This window comes from Streptomyces sp. AC627_RSS907 (assembly GCF_019049165.1).
Window position 1 is genome coordinate 48773 of record NZ_JAGMUE010000079.1, and the last position, 19762, is coordinate 68534.

The window sequence follows — 19762 nt, forward strand, 5'->3', positions numbered from 1 at the left end:
GCCAGCAGGCGGCCGAGCGCGCCGGTCCCACCAGTGATCACCACCGGCTGACCGGCCAGATCGTCCGACCAGCGGGCGGCCGCCGGGGCGTTGCCGGCGGGGCGCAGGGCCGGCGTGTACCGGGCGCCGTCCCGCACGCACACCTCGGTGACCGGGTCGGTCGCCGCCAGCTCCGCGGCGACCACGTCCCGCAGCGCGTCCGGGTCCATGACGTCGACATCGACGGTACGGGCGAACACCCCGCGGTACTCGGCGGAGAGCATCCGGACCAGCCCCGCGAACGCCGCTCCTCGCAGCGTCGGGCTGTGCGCGCGGAAGGACACCAGTCCCCGGGTCACGTGCAGATACGCGAAGCCTGCGGTCCGGTTCGCCGCGATCAGCTCGCGGGCCAGCACGATGCGTGCCCAGTCGACGCGTACGTCGGACACCGGCACCGCGGACAGGTCGACGAGGTCGATCACGACCGGCGCCCGGCCGACCGACGCGGCGGCCCGCAGACCGGTGTCCTCGTCCGTGTCATCCAGGCGGACCACCCGGGCGGCGTCACCGAACGCCGCCGTCGCCAGCGCCTCTGTCTCGGCCCGGACCAGGACCAACGGCGCGTGCGGCACCGGCCCGGAGGCGGCCGGCACCGGTTCCCACACCTTGGCCAGCAGGCGTCGCGCGTCCTCCTCCGGCGGCTCGGCGGATGGGCTCGCCAGCCAGTGCCGTTCCCGTGCGAACGGGTATGTCGGCATGGATGTCAGGGCGGGCCGGTCGGTGCGCAGCGCGGCCCAGTCGACGGCCGCGCCCTCCTGCCAGAGCCGGGCGATCCGGTCGAGCCGCCCCTCCCGGGCCAGCCGGTTCAGGTAGCTGACGCCCTCCGGCTCGGTGAGCCAGTCGTGGTCGCCGGTCACGGTGGTCGCCTCGACGTCACCGGCCAGGAAGGCGGCCAGCCGGCCCCGCAGTTCGGCCACGGACGTGACGACCAGCGCCAGGCGCACCGGCATCGGAACCCGGCCCACCTGCGAGGTGTGGGCAAGTGAGGAGAGCGCGGGCTGCTGGTCGCCGAGGAATGCCCAGTGTGCCCGGGCATACCGGTGCAGGGCGGCCTCGTCCCGCGCCGACAGCAGGAAGATCTCCGGCCCGGCCGGCTCCACCGGCTCGGACCTCGTGGGCGGCTCCTCCAGCACGACATGGGCGTTGACCCCGCCGAAGCCGAACGAGCTGACCCCGGCGCGCAGCGGCACGGGCGTACCGTCGGCGTCGCTCGGCGCCCACGGCCGGGTCTCGCGGACCGGCTCGAACGGGGTGCCGTCCAGCTCGATCAGCGGGTTGAGCCGGGACAGGTGCAGGGTCGGCGGCAACTGCCGGTGCCGCATCGCCAGCACCACCTTGATCACGCCGGCTATGCCCGCGGCGGGCTCCAGGTGCCCGATGTTGCTCTTGACCGTACCGATGCCGCAGGTGACCGGGGGCCCGGCGGCCAGCGTGCGATGGGCACGGGTCAGGCCGTCGATCTCGACCGGGTCCCCCAGGGCGGTGCCGGTGCCGTGCAGCTCGACGTAGGACACCGTCTCGATCGGCACGTCCGCGTCCCGGTATGCCTCGACCAGCAGGTTCGCCTGGGCCAGCGGGTTCGGTGAGGTGAGCGACGACGCGCGGCCACCGTGGTTGACCGCGCTGCCGCGAATGACCGCGTGCACCCGGTCGCCGTCGGCGAGGGCCCGCGACAGCGTCTTGAGCACGACGACGCCGACGCCCTCGCCCTTGACGTATCCGTCGGCCCGCTCGTCGAGCGCCTTGCACCGGCCGTCGGGCGCGAGCACGCCGAGCTGGTTGCCGGCGACCACGGTCTGCGGGGACAGCACGAGGCTCACCCCGCCGGCGATGGCCAGGTCGCTCTCCCCCGCGCGCAGCGATCGCACGGCACGGTGCAGGGCGACCAGCGAGCTGGAGCAGGCGGTGTCGATGCTCTCGCTCGGACCACGCAGATCGAGCAGGTACGAGATGCGGTTGGCCAGCATGGTGCGGGCCAGACCGGTGCCTGCGTGAGCGTTGACGTGCTCGCCGCGGAGCACCATCGACTCGTAGTCGGTGAACTGCACCCCGGCGAAGACGCACACCCGGCCGCCCGCGAGCCGGTCCGGACGGCACCCGGCGTCCTCCAGCGCGGCCCAGGTGTGCTCCAGGAAGAGGCGGTGCTGCGGGTCCATGGCCTGCGCCTCGGCCGGTGAGATGCGGAAGAACAGCGGATCGAAGCGGTCCACGTCAGTCAGGAAGCCACCCCAGCGAGCGGTCCCGCCGAAGCGGCGGGCGACCTCCCGCCAGTCCCATCGGTCGGCGGGCGTCTCGGTGATCAGGTCCCGGCCGTCCGCGAGGTGCTGCCAGAACGAGGCGAGGTCGTCCGCGCCGGGCAGCCGCCCGGCCAGGCCGGTGATCGCGATCGGCTCGTGGCCGGCCGCAGCGGCGGACGACGAGCCGCTCGCGGGCACGGGCACGCCGTGCGGCGCGGACACCGGTGTGGGCGCGGGCTCGGACGGTGCTGGCGCGGGCTCGGACGGTACTGGCGCGGCCTCGGACGGTACTGGCGCGGCCTCGGACGACACGGGGCCGGGATCGGCCTGCGCGGCGACCGGGGCCGGGGGCAGCTCGGCCGCCAGGTGCGCGGCGAGCTTGGTGATCGTGTTGGCACCGAACAGCGTCGTCGTCGGCACGGTCACGTCGTAGCGGGTGGCCAGCGCCGCGGCCAGGTTCTGCAGGCCGAAGGAGTCCAGGCCGTACTCGCCGAAGCCGGCGTCCGGGTCGAGAGCGGACGGGGTGATCCCGAGGATCTCGCCGATCAGCTCCCGGAGCTGCGTGGCCAGTTCCGGGGAGACGGCGACGGCCGGCGCGGGAGTCGGCGGCGGCGCCGGGAGGGGCGGCACGCCGTCACCGCGCAGGCGCATCCCCGCGACCAGATCGCGCATCCGGGCCGGGTCACCGGGCAGGACGGCCACCTGCGGGCGGTCCAGGCGCAGCGCCAGGTCGAGCACCTGCTCGCCCTCGGCCGCCTCCAGGTAGCGGAAGCCGGTGCCGGCCAGGTAGCGGCGCTCGTCCTCGGAGTCCACGTGCATGCCGCCGGCGCGCCACATCGGCCAGTCCACCGACACGGTACGGCCGTGCCGGCGGCCGGCGAGACGCTCGCGCTCCCGGAAGTCCGCGAACCCGTCGAGGTAGCGAGCACCGACCGCGTAGTCCACCAGGCCGTAGTCACCGAGCTGCCCGGCCAGCGAGGAATAGAGCACGAACAGGTCCAGCGGCAGGTCGCGGGTGACCTCGTCGAGAACCCTGGTGCCGGTGATCCGGGCGCGCAGGTGCGCCCGCAGCTCGTCGACCTCCTTGCCGGGAAGCGGGTTGCGCGACGCGGTGCCGGCCAGGTGGAACACCCCGTCGAGGCGGCCCAGGCCGGCGATCACCTCGGCCACGACGCGGGTCATGGCGTCGCGGTCCTCCACTGCCGCCTGGTAGTACTCGACGGTCCCGTGTGCGCGCAGCTCCGCCAGCTGCCCGGCCCGCTCGGCAGCCGGCGAGCGGCCGGTCAGCGCCACCCGGGCGCCACGTGACAGCAGCGTTCGGGCCAGCAGCACACCCAGCCCGCCGAGGCCACCGGTGATCAGGTGGACGCCGCCCTCGCGCAGCGGGGAGGGCAGCACCGGACGGGCGGGGATCTCGCTGAGCACCCGCACCGTCCGGCCCGACGCCGACAGCCGCACGGCCGGGCCCGACAGCCGGTGCGCAGCGATCTCGGCGAGCAGCTCGGAGGTGCCGACCGCACCGTCGACCCGGACGACGCCGAACGTCGTCCCTGGCAGCGCGGCCCGCAACGACGCGTCGAACCCGCCCCACGCCTCGGCGAGCGCGTCCTCCGGCACCAGCGCCTGGATCCGGACCGGGGCAAGGGCGCCGTCGGCCGACAGCTCCTTCGCGATCCGGAACATCGCCTCGATCCCCAGGTCGTCGCGGCCGGGTGCGAGCAGCGGCCACTGGTGGACGATCCGGGCCGGCGTCTCGGCGAGCAGCCGCGCGTAGTCGTCCTGCTCGCCGGGCCGGATGGTGATCACCGAGCCCTCGTCGCGGTACTCCGTGCCGGCGCGGACGTGCACCGCGCCGGGCACCGGCAGATCGCCCAGGACCAGCACACGGCCCGGGTGCTCGCCGGGCGCCGCGACCGGCTCGTCCTGCCAGGTCGCCGTGAAGCAGCTGACCGGCCGGGCAGGCGTCCCATCGGTGAACCAGTGCCGTTCCTGCGCGAACGGATAGGTCGGCAACGACCGCCGGCGCGGCGGGGCGGCCCACCGGCGATGCCAGTCCACCTGCGCGCCCCGGGCCCAGGCGGCTGCGGTCTCGTCGTCGCCGAGGCCTTCGTACCAAGTGCGGTCCGTGTCCCGCTCGACGCGCCCGGTGTGCATGCCCGCGGTGTCACCGGCGAGGAAACGCCGCAGCGTGGCGACGGCGTGCTCGGCGGAGCCGGTGACGAACGCCAGCCGCTCGGGGTAACCCCCACGCCCGACCTGCAACGTGTACGCGGTGCCCGCCAGGTCGTGCGCCCAGCGGTCGGGCCGGTCGGCGAAGGACCGCGCGTACGCCCGCAGCCGCTCGGGGTCCCGGGCGGACAGGACGAACACGACCGGTCCCGGCGCCGGAACCGGCTCCTCGGCCGGGTACTCCTCGAGTACGACGTGCGCGTTGGCTCCGCCGTACCCGAAGGCGCTCACCCCGGCCCGGCGTGGCACCCCGGGTGCGGGGGGCGCCCACTCCCGCGGCCCGGTCGCGATGTCGAACGGGGTGCCCTCCAGCCCCAGATGCGGGTTCGGCCGCGGTCCGTGCGGGTCGCCGCTGATCCGGCCGTGCCGCATCGACAGCAGAACGCGCAGCACCGCGGCGATGCCGGCGGCCGGTTCGAGATGGCCGATGGTGTTCTTCAGCGCGCCGAGCGCGCAGTGCGGCCGGGCCGGCGCGTCGTGGCCCCAGTCCTGGTAGAGGTCGGCGAAGGCCTCGCGCAGCCCGTTGGTCTCCGCGGGGTCGCCGATGACCGTGCCGGTGCCGTGGGTCTCCAGGTAGCCGATCGTCGCCGGGTCGACCGCCGCCTCCCGGTGGGCCTGCCGGATCACGTCGGCCTGTGCCCGCGGGTTCGGCGCGGTCAGCGAGTTGGCGCGGCCTCCGTGGTTGACCGCGGTGCCGCGCAGTACGGCCAGGACCGGGTTGCCGTCGGCGCGTGCCCGGCTGAGCCTCTTGAGGACGACGGCCCCGACCCCCTCGCCGCGTACGTAGCCGGCCGCGTCGGCGTCGAAGGCCCGCCCCACGCCGTCCGGGCTGAGCATCCCCGCGCGTTCCAGTGAGGCGAAGGTGACCGGGGAGAGCATCAGGCTGACGCCGCCGACGATGACGGTGCCGCACCGCCCGAGGCGCAGCGCCTCCGCCGCCCGGTGCAGCGCGACGAGCGAGCTGGAGCAGGCGGTGTCCACGGGTTCGCTGGGACCGTGCAGGTCGAGCTGGTACGAGATGCGGTTGGCCAGCATCGACGGGGCCAGGCCGGTCGACGAGTAGGCGTCGGTGGGTGCGCCGGAGCGCTGGATGAGTTCGGCGTACTCGCAGGAGCCGACGCCGACGAAGAGCCCGGTGTCGCTGCCTGCCAGGTCACCCGGGTCCATGCCCGCGTCCTCCAGCGCGGCCCACACCGTACGCATCAGCAGCCGCTGCCGCGGGTCCATCCAGCGGGCTTCGCGCGGGGAGATGCCGAAGAACAGCGGGTCGAACCGGTCGACGCCGCCGATGAAGCCGGCCCGGGTCACCCGGGTGCGTTCCGGGTGCGCGGCCGGGTCGCCGTGATGTTCCTGTGCGTCCCACCGGTCGGCCGGTACCTCGGTGAACAGGTCGCCGCCGCGTTCCAGGGCGGCCCAGAACTCGTCCAGGTCGGCGGAGCCGGGCAGCGTCCCGGCCATGCCGACGATCACCACCGGGTCGTCCGGTTCCGGCGTGGCGGGTCGTGCGGGCACGTCCCGCGGGTGTTCGCGGGTGAGCCAGTCGGCCAGGGACGCGGCCGTCGGGGTGGCCAGCAACTGGTCCGGGCCGACCGGTACCTCGAACGTCGCGGAGACGTCACCGGCCAGCCTCAGCAACGCCAGCGAGTCCAGACCGTGGTCGTGGAACGAGGCGGCCGGGTCCAGGTCTGTCACCGGGTAGCCACTGACCCCGCTGACCAGCCGCAGCACGGTGGTCAGCGCGGGGCCGGAGGAGCCGGCCGGCCGGGTGGACACCGCCGTGGCGGCCGGCCGGGCTGCGGAACGGATCCAGCAGCGGACCGGCTCGAACGGGTAGCCGGGCAGTGACAGCGGTTCCGGCGCGCTGCCGGGCGTGCCCGCCCAGTCGATCACCTCGCCGTGCACCCAGCGGCGGGCGTTGTCGCGCGGGTCCGCGCTCGGCGCGACCGGGGCGCCCGGCTCCGTGGTCACCGCGCCGGTCCAGCCCGCGGGCCGCCCGGCGAGGAAGGCGTCGAGCTGGTCGATCAGCTCGTCCGTCCGGTGGGCGACCACGGCGAGCCGGTGTGCCATCGCCTCACGCCCGGTCTGCAGCGTGTGGGACAGGCGGCCGAGGTCGATGTCCGCCGCGTCCGGCAGGGCCGCGGCGAGCTGTCGCAGGGTCGATCCGCTGTGCACGGCGCCGGGGCGCAGGACGGTGTCCCGCCCGGCCAGCCGCATGATCGTGGCGGGGTCCAGGCCGAGTTCGTCGAGCGGCTCGTCGACGGCGCCGACCGGCACCCCGGCGGCCGCGGCGATCTCCGCCAGGCCGGCTGCGCCCGGCTCGCCGCGCAGGCGGCTCAGCATCCGCTCGACGACCCGGCGCAGCGCCTGCGCGTCGCGCCCGGAGAAGGGGAACACGGCCGGCACCGGCACGACGCGGGGCCGCGGCTCGGCCCGGTACCGCTCGACGACCAGGTGGGCGTTGGAGCCGCCGGCGCCGAAGGCGCTGACGCCGGCGCGCAACGGTTGCGGGCCGGTCCACGGCGCCGCCTCCCGCTGGACGCGGAACGGGACGTTCGCCCAGTCGACGGCCGGGTTCAGGTGTTCGGCGTGCAGTGACGGCGTCAGCTCCCCGGCGCGCATCTGCAACAGCACCTTGGTGAGGGCGGCGATGCCCGCCGCCGACTCCAGGTGTCCGATGGACGACTTCACCGAGCCGATGGCGATCGAGCCGGCCGGACGGTCGCCGAACGCCCGGACCAGTCCGGCGATCTCGGCCGGGTCACCCAGCGCCGTGCCGGTGCCGTGCGCCTCCACGTAGGACACGCCGGCCGGTTCGACGCCGGCGGCACGCAGGGCGCTGGTGATGACCTCGCTCTGGGCGCCGGGGCTGGGAACCGCGTATCCGCCGGTCTTGCCGCCGTGGTTGACCGCGCTGCCGAGGATCACGCCGAGGATGCGGTCACCGTCGCGCTCGGCCGCGGCCAGCGGCTTGAGCAGGACCGCGCCGACGCCCTCGCCGGGGACCATGCCGTCGCCGTCGGCCGCGAAGCTGCGGCACCGGCCGGTCTCGCCGGTGAACCCGCCGGCCGCGAGCTGCCGGTACTTGCGGGGGTGCGGGGTGAGGTTGACGCCACCGGCGAGCGCGTAGTCCGCGCTTCCGGAGGCCAGCGCTTCGCAGGCCAGGTGGATGGCGGTCAGCGACGACGAGCACATGGTGTCGACCGCCAGGCTCGGGCCGTGCAGGTCGAGCGCGTACGAGACCCGGTTGGCGATCGACGCGTAGCCCATCCCGCCGGCCAGGCCGCGCTCGTCCTCGAAGAGCTGGTAGTGGCCGTACATGACGCCGACGTAGACGCCGACCCGGCTGCCCCGGAGCCGGGTCCGGGGGTAGCCGGCGTCCTCGAGGGTGTGCCAGGCGGTCTGCAGGAACAGCCGCTCCTGCGGGTCGGTCAGCTCCGCCTCGTGCATCGACATCTGGAAGAACCGTGGGTCGAACTCGTCGATGCGGTCGAGGAAGCCACCCCACCGGCTGACCGGTGTGCCGTTCGCCTCGGGCGCCGCCCGCGGATCCCAGCGCTCGGCCGGCACCTCGCGGATGCAGTCCCGCCCGGTTCGCAGATTGGTCCAGAACGCGTCGACGTCGTCGGCGAGCGGGTACCGGCCGGCGACGCCGATGACGGCGATCCGGGTGTCCGCGGCCGTCGCCGTCTCCACCGGCCGTCCGGCACGCTCGGTGACCTGGGCCGGCGCGGACCGGGGCTGGTCGGGCACCAGGGCCCGCACCCTGTCCGGATACCGCTCGACCAGGTGGTCGGCGACCTCGCGGATGGTCGGGTGTTCGAACAGCAGAGTGGCCGGCAGGTCGCCCATGCGCTCGGCGAGCAGGTCGGCGATGCGGGGCACGGTGAGTGAGTCGACCCCGAAGTTCTCGTAGGTCTCGTCCAGCCACAGCCGGTCCCGGGGCACCTGGAGCACCTGGACGAACGCGTCCTTGACATAGTCGCGGGCGGCCTCGACGAGCCGGTCCTCGCCGCCGGCATGCGGCCCGGACGCCGGTTCGGCCGCGGGTGCCGGCGCCGGCTCCGCCGTGGGTGCGGCGACGGGCGCCGGCCCGGCCTGGCCGGTCTCCGCGACGACGACGTGCTGGGTGAGCCCCTCGTCGGCGGGGAACGCCCGGCTGCGGGCGAATCCGGCCAGGTCGAGCGCGGTGCGCCAGCCGGGGCCGGACAGCAGCGGCGAACCGGGCAGGCGCAGGCCGGTGTCGCGGTGCAGCCACCAGCCGTCGAGCAGGCCGAAGGTGAGCGTGGCGGTGACGACGTTGCTGGTGGCCTCGTTGAGCACCAGTTGCCCGCCGGGTTTGAGCAGCGTCGCGACCGCGCGCAGGGTGTGCGGCAGGTCCGGGGTGGCGTGCAGGACGTTCGCCGCGACCACGATGTCCGCGCCGCCGTGAGGGAAGCCCTGCGCGAGTGGGTCGCCCGAGATGTCGAGCTGCTGGAAGCGGACCGTCGGGTAGCGCTCGGCGAACCGCTGTCGGCCGTGCTGCAGGAAGGCGGGCGAGATGTCGGTGTAGACGTACGTCAGTTCCGCGCCGGTCGCGGCCAGGGCGGGCAGCAGGCTCGCGGTGGTCCCGCCGGTTCCGGCGCCGACCTCGACGACCGTGACCGGCCCGCCGGGCCGGCCCACCCGGTCCAGCACGGCGGCGACCACGAGTTCGTTGGCGCGGTCGACCACCGGGCTGCCCCGGTACGCGCCCTCCACCAGCTCCGTCGACCCGCCGGGGAACATCACCTCGGTCGCGCGGACGGTGCCACGGAGCACCCCGAACAGGTGGTGCATGCAGGGCCTCAGCAGCCGGTCGATGCGGTTCAGCGCGGGTTGCCCTTCGCAGAGCACGACCAGTTCGTTCTCCGGGTCGGCGGGGGCCGGGCGGGCCGTGGTGGTCAGCGCGGTGCCGTCGTCGTGCAGGAATCCGGCGACGGTGAGCACGCGCAGCAGTTCGGCGAAGAGCCGGGACTGACCGTCGGCGATCCGCAGACGCCGCCGCAGCTCGTCGGCGGTCCACCGTTCACCGCCGGTCCGGAACACCCCTTCGCCCCGGAACAGTCCCCAGAGCCAGCCGAGCACGACCTCGTCCAGACGCGCCTGGTCGCTCTCGGTCAACAGACGGGCGACCGGCGGCAGCGCTGCCGCCGAGGGTGCCAGCTCGTCGCCGGCCTGCTCGGCGGCGGTCCGTTCGACTCCGGCGGCAGCGAGCACCTCGGCGGTCGCCTTGATCACCACGACCTGCCGATCGGTACGGCCCAGCACGTCGTGCACGGCTGCCATGCCCTCGGCCGGGGTGATCGAGTGGATCCCGGTCCGGGCCAGGCGCTCGCGGTGCCGGTCGTCGGCGACGATGCCGACAGTGCCCCAGTAGCCCCAGTTGATGACGGCCGAGCGGGCGGCCAGCACGTCGTCGAGATGGTGTGCGAAGGCGTCCTCGAACGTCGATCCGGCGGCGTAGTTGGCCTGCCCGGCGCTGCCCGACAGGGCCACCGCCGAGGAGAAGAACAGGACGAAGTCGAGCCCGTCGGCGGTGCCCAGGGCGCGGTGCAGCGCCACCGACGTACGGGTCTTGGCGTCGAGCACGGACCGGAAGGTGTCCTCGGTCATCGTGGCGACGGTCTGGTCGCGCAGCACGATGGTGGCGTGCACGACTCCGTGCAGCGCGCCGTGCTCGGCCCGGACCGCCGTGACCACGTCGCCCAGCGCCGCCGGGTCGGTGGCGTCGGCCCGCCGATACGAGATGAGCTCACCGGCCGGGTCGAGACGGCGCAGCCGGTCGCGGCGGTCGGCGTCGAGTTCACTGCGTCCCACCAGCACGACCTTGGCCCGGTAGCCGCGGACCAACCACTCGGTGAGCTCCAGGCCGAGTCCTCCGGCACCGCCGAGGATCAGGTAGACCCCGCCGTGGCGTATCGGCTCGCGCGTCGTCGTCGTGGCGGCGGCGGGGACCAGACTTCTGCGGTACAGGACACCGGCGCGCAGGGCGTACGGGCCGCCGGCCGGCACGTCGAGGACGTCCGCGGAGACCGGGTCGGCCGAGGAGCGGTCGACCACGGCCACCCGCCAGCGCGGATGCTCCTGGGCCAGGGACAGGGCCAGCCCGTGCAGACCGGCCGCGTACGGGTTGCGGACCGGCTCGGTGCCGGTGCTGAGTGCGTCCTCGGTGACCACCGTCAGCTGTACCGGTGCGCCGGACCGTTGCAGCGCCTTGGCGACGCGGAACAGGGCCAGCACGCCGCGCTCCTGCGCGAGGTCGAGGGCGGCAGGGTCGTCGGTGCGCCCGTGCGCCGGGCCGGAGAGCACGATCACGTGGCCGGGGCGCCCGGCCGGTGCGGTGAAGTGCTCGGGCTCGATCTCGGTGACGGAACCGCCGAGCCGGCTGGCGAGGGCGGCAGCGAGCGGCGCGGCGGACGACGGCCGGATCAGCCAGGTGTCCGAGCCGGGCGCGGCCAACGGCTCGGCCGGCGCCGGTGACCAGCGGGGCAGGTACATCAGGTCGTCCACCGCTCGCCCGGTCACGGCGGGCCCGGCGCCGGCCGTCCGCGGTGCGGGAGCCGGACGCAGGGACAGGTCGCGCAGCCGTACGCGAACGGTGCCGGCCGGGTCGGTCAGGGTCAGGTCGTACCGGTCCGGGCCGACGGCGCGCACATGGGCGTACACCTGCTCGGGCAGCGTCCCGAACACCTCGGCGGCGGCGAGCGCGAAGGGCACCATCGCCGGTCCGCCGGCACGGTCGCGCAGCACCGCGAACGTGTGCAGGGCACCGTCGATCAGCGCGGGTGGCAGCGCGCAGCCGGCGAACCGGGCGGCTTCGGCAGGCACGCGCAGACTCGCCAGCGCCTCCCCGTCGCCGGCGGCGATCCATTCGACGGTGCGCATCGCCGGGCCGTACACCAGGCCGGCTCCGGCCAGGTCGGCGTAGACGTCCGCGCCGTCGTGCCGGTGCGGCAGGGCGGCGCGGAGCAGCTCGACCGGTACGGGCTCCGGCACGTCGTCGGTCAATGCCTCGACAACGCCCTCGGCCAGCCGGTCGCCGGTGTCGCCGAGCAGCGCGAAGGCCAGGCCGGCGCCGTCGCGGCGCAGCCGGGTCCGGGCGGAGGCCGTGGCCTCGGTGACCACGAGCGGACGCAGCCACCGGACGTCGCGCAGCCGGACCGGCACCGGGTACCCGGCGTTCGCGGCGGCGGCCCGGGCCATCTCCAGGACCGCCGCGGCGGGAAGCAGGCGCATGTCGCCGACGCGGTGCCCGTCGATCAGCGGGTGCGCGGCGGAGAAGGCGGTGCGGTAGGTCAGGCCGTCCACGCTGCCGGCCGGCTCGATCTCGTCCAGCAGCGGATGCGTGGCCGGTCCGGCCGCCGGCGGCGGCGCCCAGATCTGTTCGGTGAGCCAGCAGCGCAGCTCCTCGAACGGGTAGCCGGGCAGGGGCAGCCGCCGCCCGGTGCCGGGCCAGGCGACGGTCGCGCCGAGGGTCCAGGCGGCGGCCAGGCCGGCCGGGTCCGTGGTGGCCGGTGGCGTGGCGCGGGAGGCGCCACGGCCGCGGACGCTGCCCGTCCACACGCCGGTTCCGGCGCCCGCGCGCAGCCGATCGGCCAGCTGGTCCGCCGTGGAGGCGAGCACCACCATGCGGTCGGCCCAGGCCTCGCGGCCGTGCTGCAGCGTGTATGCCACGTCGGCGAGCCGGTCGGCGAGGCGGTTCTCCACGGCGTCGGCCAGCCGCCCGGCCAGCGCGCGCAGGCTCTCCGGGGTGCGGGCGGAGAGCGGGAAGAGCCAGGGGCCCGGTGCGGCGGCCGGCGCGGGCCCGGGGACATACTCCTCGACGACCAGGTGGGCGTTGGCCCCGCCCGCGCCGAACGAGCTGATCCCGGCGCGGCGCGGCAGGCCGTCCCGGCGCGGCCACGGGGCCACCTCGGTCTGCACCCGCAGCGGCGTGGAGTCGAAGTCGATGTTCGGGTTGGCAGGATCGGCGTGCAGCGACGGCACCAGTTCCCCATGCCGCATCTGCAGGAGCACCTTGCAGAGCCCGGCCATGCCGGAGGCCGACTCGAGGTGGCCGATGTTGGACTTCACCGAGCCGATCGGCAGACTGCCCCGGGGCAGGCCGGAGGCGCCCAGCGCGCGAGCCAGCGCCCGGATCTCCACCGGGTCGCCGAGCGCGGTGCCGGTGCCGTGAGCCTCGAGGTATCCGAGTGTGGCGGCGGCGAACCCGGCCTCGGCCAGTGCCCGCTCGACGAGGTCGCTCTGGGCGACCGGGTTGGGCACGGTGAAGCCATTGGTTTTGCCGCCGTGGTTGACGGAGCTGCCCAGGATGACGCCGTGGACGTGGTCGCCGTCGCGGACGGCGGCCGACAGGGGCTTGAGCAGTACCACGCCGACGCCCTCGCCGGGCACGTAGCCGTCGCCGTCCGCGCCGAAGCTACGGCAACGGCCGTCGCTGGAGGTGAAGCCGCCCTGGCCGAGGAAGCGGTACTTGTACGGGTGGACGTGCAGGTTGACGCCCCCGGCGAGGGCCATGTCGGCCTCACCGGAACGCAGGTCACGCACGGCGAGGTGAATGGCCGTCAACGACGAGGAGCACATGGTGTCCACGCCCAGGCTGGGGCCGGTCACGCCCAGGGTGTACGAGACCCGGTTGGCGATGGACGCGTGCGACGAGGCGCCGATACGGCCGTCGGCGGCCTCGTGGAGCTGGTAGAGGCCGTACATGGCACCGGCGTACACACCGACGCGGCGAGCGCGCAGGTCGGCCCGGGTGAGCCCGGCGTCCTCCATGGCGTGCCAGGCGGTCTGCAGGAACAGCCGCTCCTGCGGGTCGATGATCTCCGCCTCGCGCGGGGAGATACCGAAGAAGAGCGGGTCGAACCGGTCGATGCCGCGCAGAAAACTGCCCCACCGGCTGTACTCGGCGGCGCGGTCCGCCGCAGTGGCCTCGTCGTAGTCGCGCCAGTTCCAGCGGTCCTGCGGAATCTCGGTGATCAGGTCGCGGCCGGCTCGCAGGTTGGCCCAGAACTCGTCGAGGGTGTCGGACTCGGCGAACCGGGCGGCGACGCCGATGATCGCGATGGGCTCCGGGGCGTCCGCGGAGGGCGGCGTGAGAGGGGCGCCGCTCGGGGTGGCTTCCGGTGCGGCCGCCACGGTCGGCGGGACGACCGGCGCCGGTACCGGTGCCGGTGCCGGTGCCGGTACCGGTACCGGTGCCGGTGCCGGTGCCGGTGCCGGTACCGGTGCCGGTGCCGGTGCCGGTGCCGGTGCCGACGCCGGTGTGAGGTCGGCGAGGCGGTCGCCGTGGTGCTCCGCGAACCAGCCGGCGAGCCCGCGCAGTTCCTGGTACTCGAAGAAGAGGGTCTTCGGCAGTGATCCGAAGTCGTCCTCGAGCCGCCGGGTCAGCTCCATGATCAACAGCGAGTCGATGCCGTACTGCTCGAACGCGGTGTCCGCCTCGATGTCCTCCGGCGGGTACTCGAGGACCTCGGCGAGCACGCCGCGCAGGAAGTCCTCGGCGGCCGCGGTGTCCGGCCCGGTGGCGGCCGTCGGCACCGGGGCCGGGCCCGTCGCCGGCGCCGGCGCGTCGAGCAGGCCGCGGATGCGATCCAGCTCGCCGTGTGCCACGAGCACGTGATCGCCGTCGTGGCCCAGCGCCCGGTCCCAGGCGCGCAGGGCGTCCGCGGTCGGCAGCGGCCGGAGCCCTGCGCGGCGGGCGATGCGGGCCTGGGTGGTGTCGTCGGCGTCCATCCGGATGCCGCCGTCGGCCCACAGCGACCACAGCACGCTGAGGCTGCGGCCGGGCCGGTCGCTGCCGCGACGCCAGGCCGCGAACGCGTCGAGGAAACGGTTCGCGTACGCGTAGTCGGCCTGGCCCGGGCTGCCCGCGCCGGACATCGAGGAGAAGCAGACGAAGAAGTCGAGCGGGTCCGCGGCCGTGGCCCGGTCCAGTGCGAGAGTGCCGTCGACCTTCGGCCCCAGCACCGCGGCGATGTCCTCGTCGGTCTTGCGCAGCAGGAACGCGTCACGGGTGACCCCGGCCAGGTGCAGCACCCCGTGCAACGGGCCGAACATCTGGTGGATGCGCTCGACCAGCCGCTCGGCCGCCCCGGTCGCGCCCAGGTCGCAGGGCAGGTAGTGGACGTCGAGCCCGGCGGCGCGCAGGGCGGTCAGGTCGGCGTCGGCGGAGCGGCCGGTGAGCACGTACCGGGCCGACGGGCCCAGGTGGCTGACGAGGTGCCGGCCGAGCGCGCCGGCGCCGCCGGTGACCAGGACGGTCCCGGCAGGCCTCAGCGGCGCCGGTACGGGGGCGGGGACGATCGGCTCCCACCGGGCCACCTGCCGGGCGGCGGCGGTGTACCGGACCCGGAACTCGTGGTCCGCCGCGGCCTCGGCGTCGGCGACCCCCCGCAGGTCGGCGCCATCGGTCGTGATCACCGCGGCGCGGAAGTCCGGGTGCTCGTTGGCGATACTGCGCGCCATGCCGTCCAGAGCCAGCAGGCGGGCGTCGGTGACCGCACCGGACGGGCGGAACACGTGCAGTACCCGGATCGGCTGCCGCTTCGGCTGCGCGGCCCAGGTCCGGAAGAGCCGGACCAGGCCGGGCAGCGGATCGTCGTCGCCGAGGCGGACCACCACGAGCGGGCCGGAGTTCGGCAAGGGCCCGTCCTCACCGGTCCCCAGGATCACCGTGCGGTCGGCGGCGGGGGCGCCGCGGCGAACGGGGGCGTCCTGCCAGCGCTGCGCCAGCAGGTGGGTGTCCACCGCGTCGGCCGGATCCTTGACGGCACGGGTGACCACGCCGTGCAGACGGACGGCGATGCTGCCGTCGGCGTCGGTGAGTGCGATGTCGTGGCCGGTCGCGGTGGCGACGGCATGGGCGTACCCGCGTTGCGGCAGCGGCCCGAGGATCTCCACCCGGTCGATGGAGAAGGGCAGTTCGCGGGGCCGGGGCGCGGACGGGTCGGCGGCGGTCCAGAGCGCCGCCTGCAGCATGGCGTCCAGCAGGGACGGGTGCAGGGTGAAGTCGTCGAACGGCAGGTCCGCGGCGTCGGGAACGGCGACCTCGGCCAGCGCCTCGCCCTGGACGGACCGCATGGATCGCAGCCCGCGCAGGCTCGGCCCGTATCCGCCGCCGAGCGCGGTGAAGACCGCGTAGCAGTCGTCGGCCGAGGTGGTCCGTGGCAGGCGGGTGCGTATCGCGGCCAGGTCGAGGGACGGGGCCGACGCGGTGGCGCCGAACCGCAGGGTTCCGGTCGAGCACAGCTCGCCGTCCGGGGTGCCGTCGACGCGCCGCAGCTCGTAGGCGACACCGTCGGCGGCGGGCGCGAATCGCAGCCGTACCCGGACCGGTTCGCCGGTGAACAGGACCGGCCGGGCCCAGAGGACGTTGTCGACGCCGGTGGCGCGCCCGTGCCCGGCGCGGGCGGCGGCGTCGACGGCGAACTCCAGGGCCGCGACGGCGGGCAGGACGCGCACCTCCCCCAGCGCGTGGTCGCGCAGGAAGAACTCGTCGCCGGTGAGCAGCCGCTCGGCCGGGTCGGCGGTGAGGGCGGCCGGCGGTGCGATCCAGTACCGGCGGGTCACCGGCGGCGGCTGCGGCAGCGACAGCCGGGCCGGGCGCCGACCCGCCTGCTCCGGCCAGCGGACCGGGATACCCGCGACCCAGAGCCGGGCGGCCTCGTGGAGATCCGCGGCCTGGACGGGCTCGCCGGTGGCCGGCACGGCGGTGCCGGTGACCACCCCGGTGCCGTCGCGCAGCCGCTCGGTCAGCTCGGCGACGCCGGTCACGACCACGGCGAGCCGTTCGACCAGTTCCTCGCGGCCGGTGCGCAGGGTGCTCTCGATCCGGTCGAGCGCCGCCTCCGGGTGCGCCCGCAGCCAGGTGACCAGCTCGGCCCGGTACCGGTCGAGCCCGTCGCGGCCGCCGGCCGACAGGACGATCAGCCGGGCGGCACGGTCCTCGGTGCTGTTACCCATCAGTCCTTCTCCGCTTCCGCCACGACGACGTGTACGTTGCTGCCCCCCATGCCGAAGGAGCTGACGCCGGCGCGTGCCGGTACGCCCTCCTGCGGCTCCCAGGGCTGTGCCTCGGCCTGGAGCCGGAACGGGCTGCCGGCCAGGTCGATCATCGGGTTGGGGGTGTCCAGGCCGGCCAGGCCGGGTATCAGGCGGTGCCGCATGCTCAGCAGCACCTTGACCACTCCGGCGACACCGGCGGCGGCCTCCAGATGGCCGATGTTGGTCTTGACCGAGCCGAGCCCGGTGCGCCCCTCCACGACCGGCCGCCCCCAGTCGCGGTAGAGCTGCCCGAACGCCTCCCGCAGCGCGTCCACCTCGATCGGGTCGCCGAGTGGCGTCCCGGTGCCGTGCGCCTCGATGTAGCCGATGGTGTCGGGCGGCACCGCCGCCGCCCGGTGCGCCGCGAGCAGCACGTCGCGCTGGGCCTGCGGGTTGGGCACGGTCAGCGAGTGAGTGTGTCCGCCGTGGTTCTCGGCCGACCCGATCAGGACGCCGTGCACCGGGTCCCCGTCGACGACCGCGCGCTCCAGCAGTTTGAGCGCCAGCAGGACCACGCCCTCGCCCCGGCCGTAGCCGTCGGCGCGCTCGTCGAAGGTCTTGCACCGCCCGTCGGCGCTGAGCATTCCGGCGCGGCGCAGACCGGTGAAGCCGTGCGGGGACAGCAGCAGGTTCGCGCCGCCGGCCAGGGCGAGTTCGCAGTCACCGAGGTGCAGAGCGCGGGCCGCGCGGTGGATGGCCACCAGGGAGCTGGAGCAGGCGGTGTCGTAGACCGCGCTGGGGCCGTGCAGGTCATACACGTAGGAGATGCGGTTGGCCGCGATCGAGGCGACGTTGCCGATCAGGAAGTGATCGCCCATCTCCGGCGAGCCCGGGCCCAGCAGGCTCAGATAGTCGGCGCCGCTGAGACCGACGAACACCCCGGTACGGCTGCCGGCCAGCGCCGCGGGCACGAGTCCGGCGTCGAGCAGGGCCTCGTCCGCGGCGTGCAGGAGGAGCCGGTGCTGCGGATCCATCTGGGCCGCCTCGCGCGGCGAGATCCGGAACCGTCCCGCGTCGAAGGCGTCGACGTCGCGCACGAACGAGCCGCGAAAGCGTTCCGGGAACACCTGGGCGGAGAAGCCGCGCTCCAGCGGGTACGGCGCGGTGAGGTCGCGGCCCTCGGCGAGGTGGGTCCAGAACTCGTGCAGCGACCCCGAGGCCGGCAGCCGGCCGCCGACGCCGATGATCGCCACGGGCGGGTAGCCGAGGGCCTCCGGAGGTACTGCGGGCCCGGACGCCCGGACGGTGGCCGCCGCCCGGGCCGGCCCGGGCTCGGCTTCGGTCTCGCTGAAGACCTCCGGGCGGTCCGCGCCGAGCCGCGCCGCGAGCGAGCTGAGCGCGGGGTGCGCGTAGAAGAGCGTGGGGCTGACCGGTACGCCGAAGCGGGTGCGGACCGCCATCGCGAGCCGGGTGAGACCGACCGAGTCGAAGCCCGCCTCGCCGAGCGGCCGGTCCACCGGGATGTCCTCCGGCGCCACCCCGGCGATCTCCGCGGCCAGCTCCCGCAGGATGGCCGGCAACCGGCCGCTGTCGTCCGGCCGGGTCTCCCGCGGTCTCTCGGCACGGCCGAACTCGCGGATCAGTTCGTCGAGGGAGCCGGTGGCGAGCCGGGCCGCGTCGATCTTGGCGTTCGGGGTCATCGGCAGGCCGGTCACCGGCACGGTCCGGGACGGGATCATGTACGCCGGAAGCCACTCCTCGATCCGCCCGGCGACCGTCGCGGCTGCTGCGGGCTCGGCGACGACGAAGGCGACCAGACGCGGATGCCCGGGCCGCTCTTCACGCAGGACCACCCGCGCCTCGCCGGTCACACCGGTACGCCGGATCGCCGCCTCGATCTCGCCGAGCTCGATCCGGTGCCCGCGCAGCTTGATCTGCCGGTCGGCGCGGCCGACCAGCAGCATCTCGCCGTTCTCGGTCCAGCGCGCCAGGTCTCCGGTGCGGTAGCGCCGCTGCCCGTCCTGCTCGACGAAACGCTCGGCGTTCAGTTCGGGGCGGCCGCGATAGCCGCGGGCGACGCCGTCGCCGCCGATCAGCAGTTCCCCGGTGGCACCGAACGGGACCGGGCCACCGTCCGGCCCGGCGAGGTGGAACGTCGTGTTCGCGATCGGGGTGCCGACCGTGATCGGCCGGTCGCGGCGTACCCGCAGCGCCGAGGACCAGATCGTGGTCTCGGTCGGGCCGTACATGTTCCACAGCTCGCCGGAGCGGTCGAGCAGCTCGGCCGCCAGCTCGGCGCTCAGCGCCTCTCCGCCGCAGAGCAGCCTGGGTACCCGTCCGCTCCAGCCGGCGGCGAGCAGCATCTGCCAGGTGGCCGGTGTGGCCTGAACGATGGTCGCGCCGCTGCTGTCGAGCAGACCGGCCAGCGCGAAGCCGTCCCGGGTGATCTCGGCCGGCGCGATGTGGACGGTCGCGCCCTGGGTGAGCGGCAGCAGCAGTTCGAGGCCGGCGATGTCGAACCCGGCCGTGGTGACGGCCAGCAGCACGTCGTCTTCGGCGCACCCGGGCCGGTCCGCCATCGCGGTGAGGAAGTTGGCCAGGTTGCCGTGGGTGACCTCGACGCCCTTGGGCCGGCCGGTGGACCCGGAGGTGTAGAGCACGTACGCGAGATCGTCGTCGTGGCAGGCGACCGGCGTGCCATCGGCGGCGTCGCCCGGGTCACCGAGCGGGATGCGGGCGCCCGGCGTCCCGGCCGGCAGCCGGCCGGCGTACGCCGGGTCGACCAGGACCGCGGCGAGGCCGGCGTCGGTGCAGATGTGCGCGAGGCGGGCGGCCGGGAAGTCCGGGTCGAGCGGCACGTAGGCCGCGCCGGCGGTGTGCGCCGCCAGCATCGCCACGATCACGGCGGCTCGCCGGCCGGACAACACGCCGACCAGGTCGCCGCGGCCCACACCGGACTCGCGGAGGGTTCGCGCCAGTGCGTGCACCCGTCGGGCCAGTTCGCCGTAGCTGGTGGCACCGTCGGCGTCCACCACCGCGACGCGCTCCGGGGCCGACGCCGCGCGGGCCAGCACCAGGCCGGCCGCGGTCACGTCGCGCGGCCGGGTGGCACGGGTGTCGTTGGCCCGGTCGACGAGGGCGCGTTCCGCCGCAGTGACGAGGGGCAGACCGCCGATCGGCTGCCGCGTATCGGCGGCCACGGTTTCCAGCAGCAGCCGGTAGTGCTCGGCCAGGCGCTCGGCTGTGGCCGGGTC

The 19762-nt window shown here is 75.0% G+C and carries 2 protein-coding genes (both cut by a window edge); both read right to left on the reverse strand.

Annotated features, from left to right (window positions below):
* On the reverse strand, nt 1-16487 hold the 5' portion of the coding sequence (locus KUM32_RS18540; RefSeq protein WP_217143030.1) for an L-histidine N(alpha)-methyltransferase. The gene continues 2551 nt to the left of window position 1, outside the view; 16487 of the gene's 19038 nt are visible here — the first part of the coding sequence; its start codon is at nt 16485-16487; its stop codon lies beyond the left edge, outside the window.
* Nucleotides 16487-19762 carry the 3' portion of a non-ribosomal peptide synthetase gene (locus KUM32_RS18545; RefSeq protein WP_217143031.1) on the reverse strand. 1317 nt of this gene lie beyond the right edge of the window, so only the last 3276 of its 4593 coding nucleotides appear in the window; its start codon lies beyond the right edge, outside the window; its stop codon occupies nt 16487-16489. Before KUM32_RS18545 ends, KUM32_RS18540 begins: the two co-directional genes overlap by 1 nt.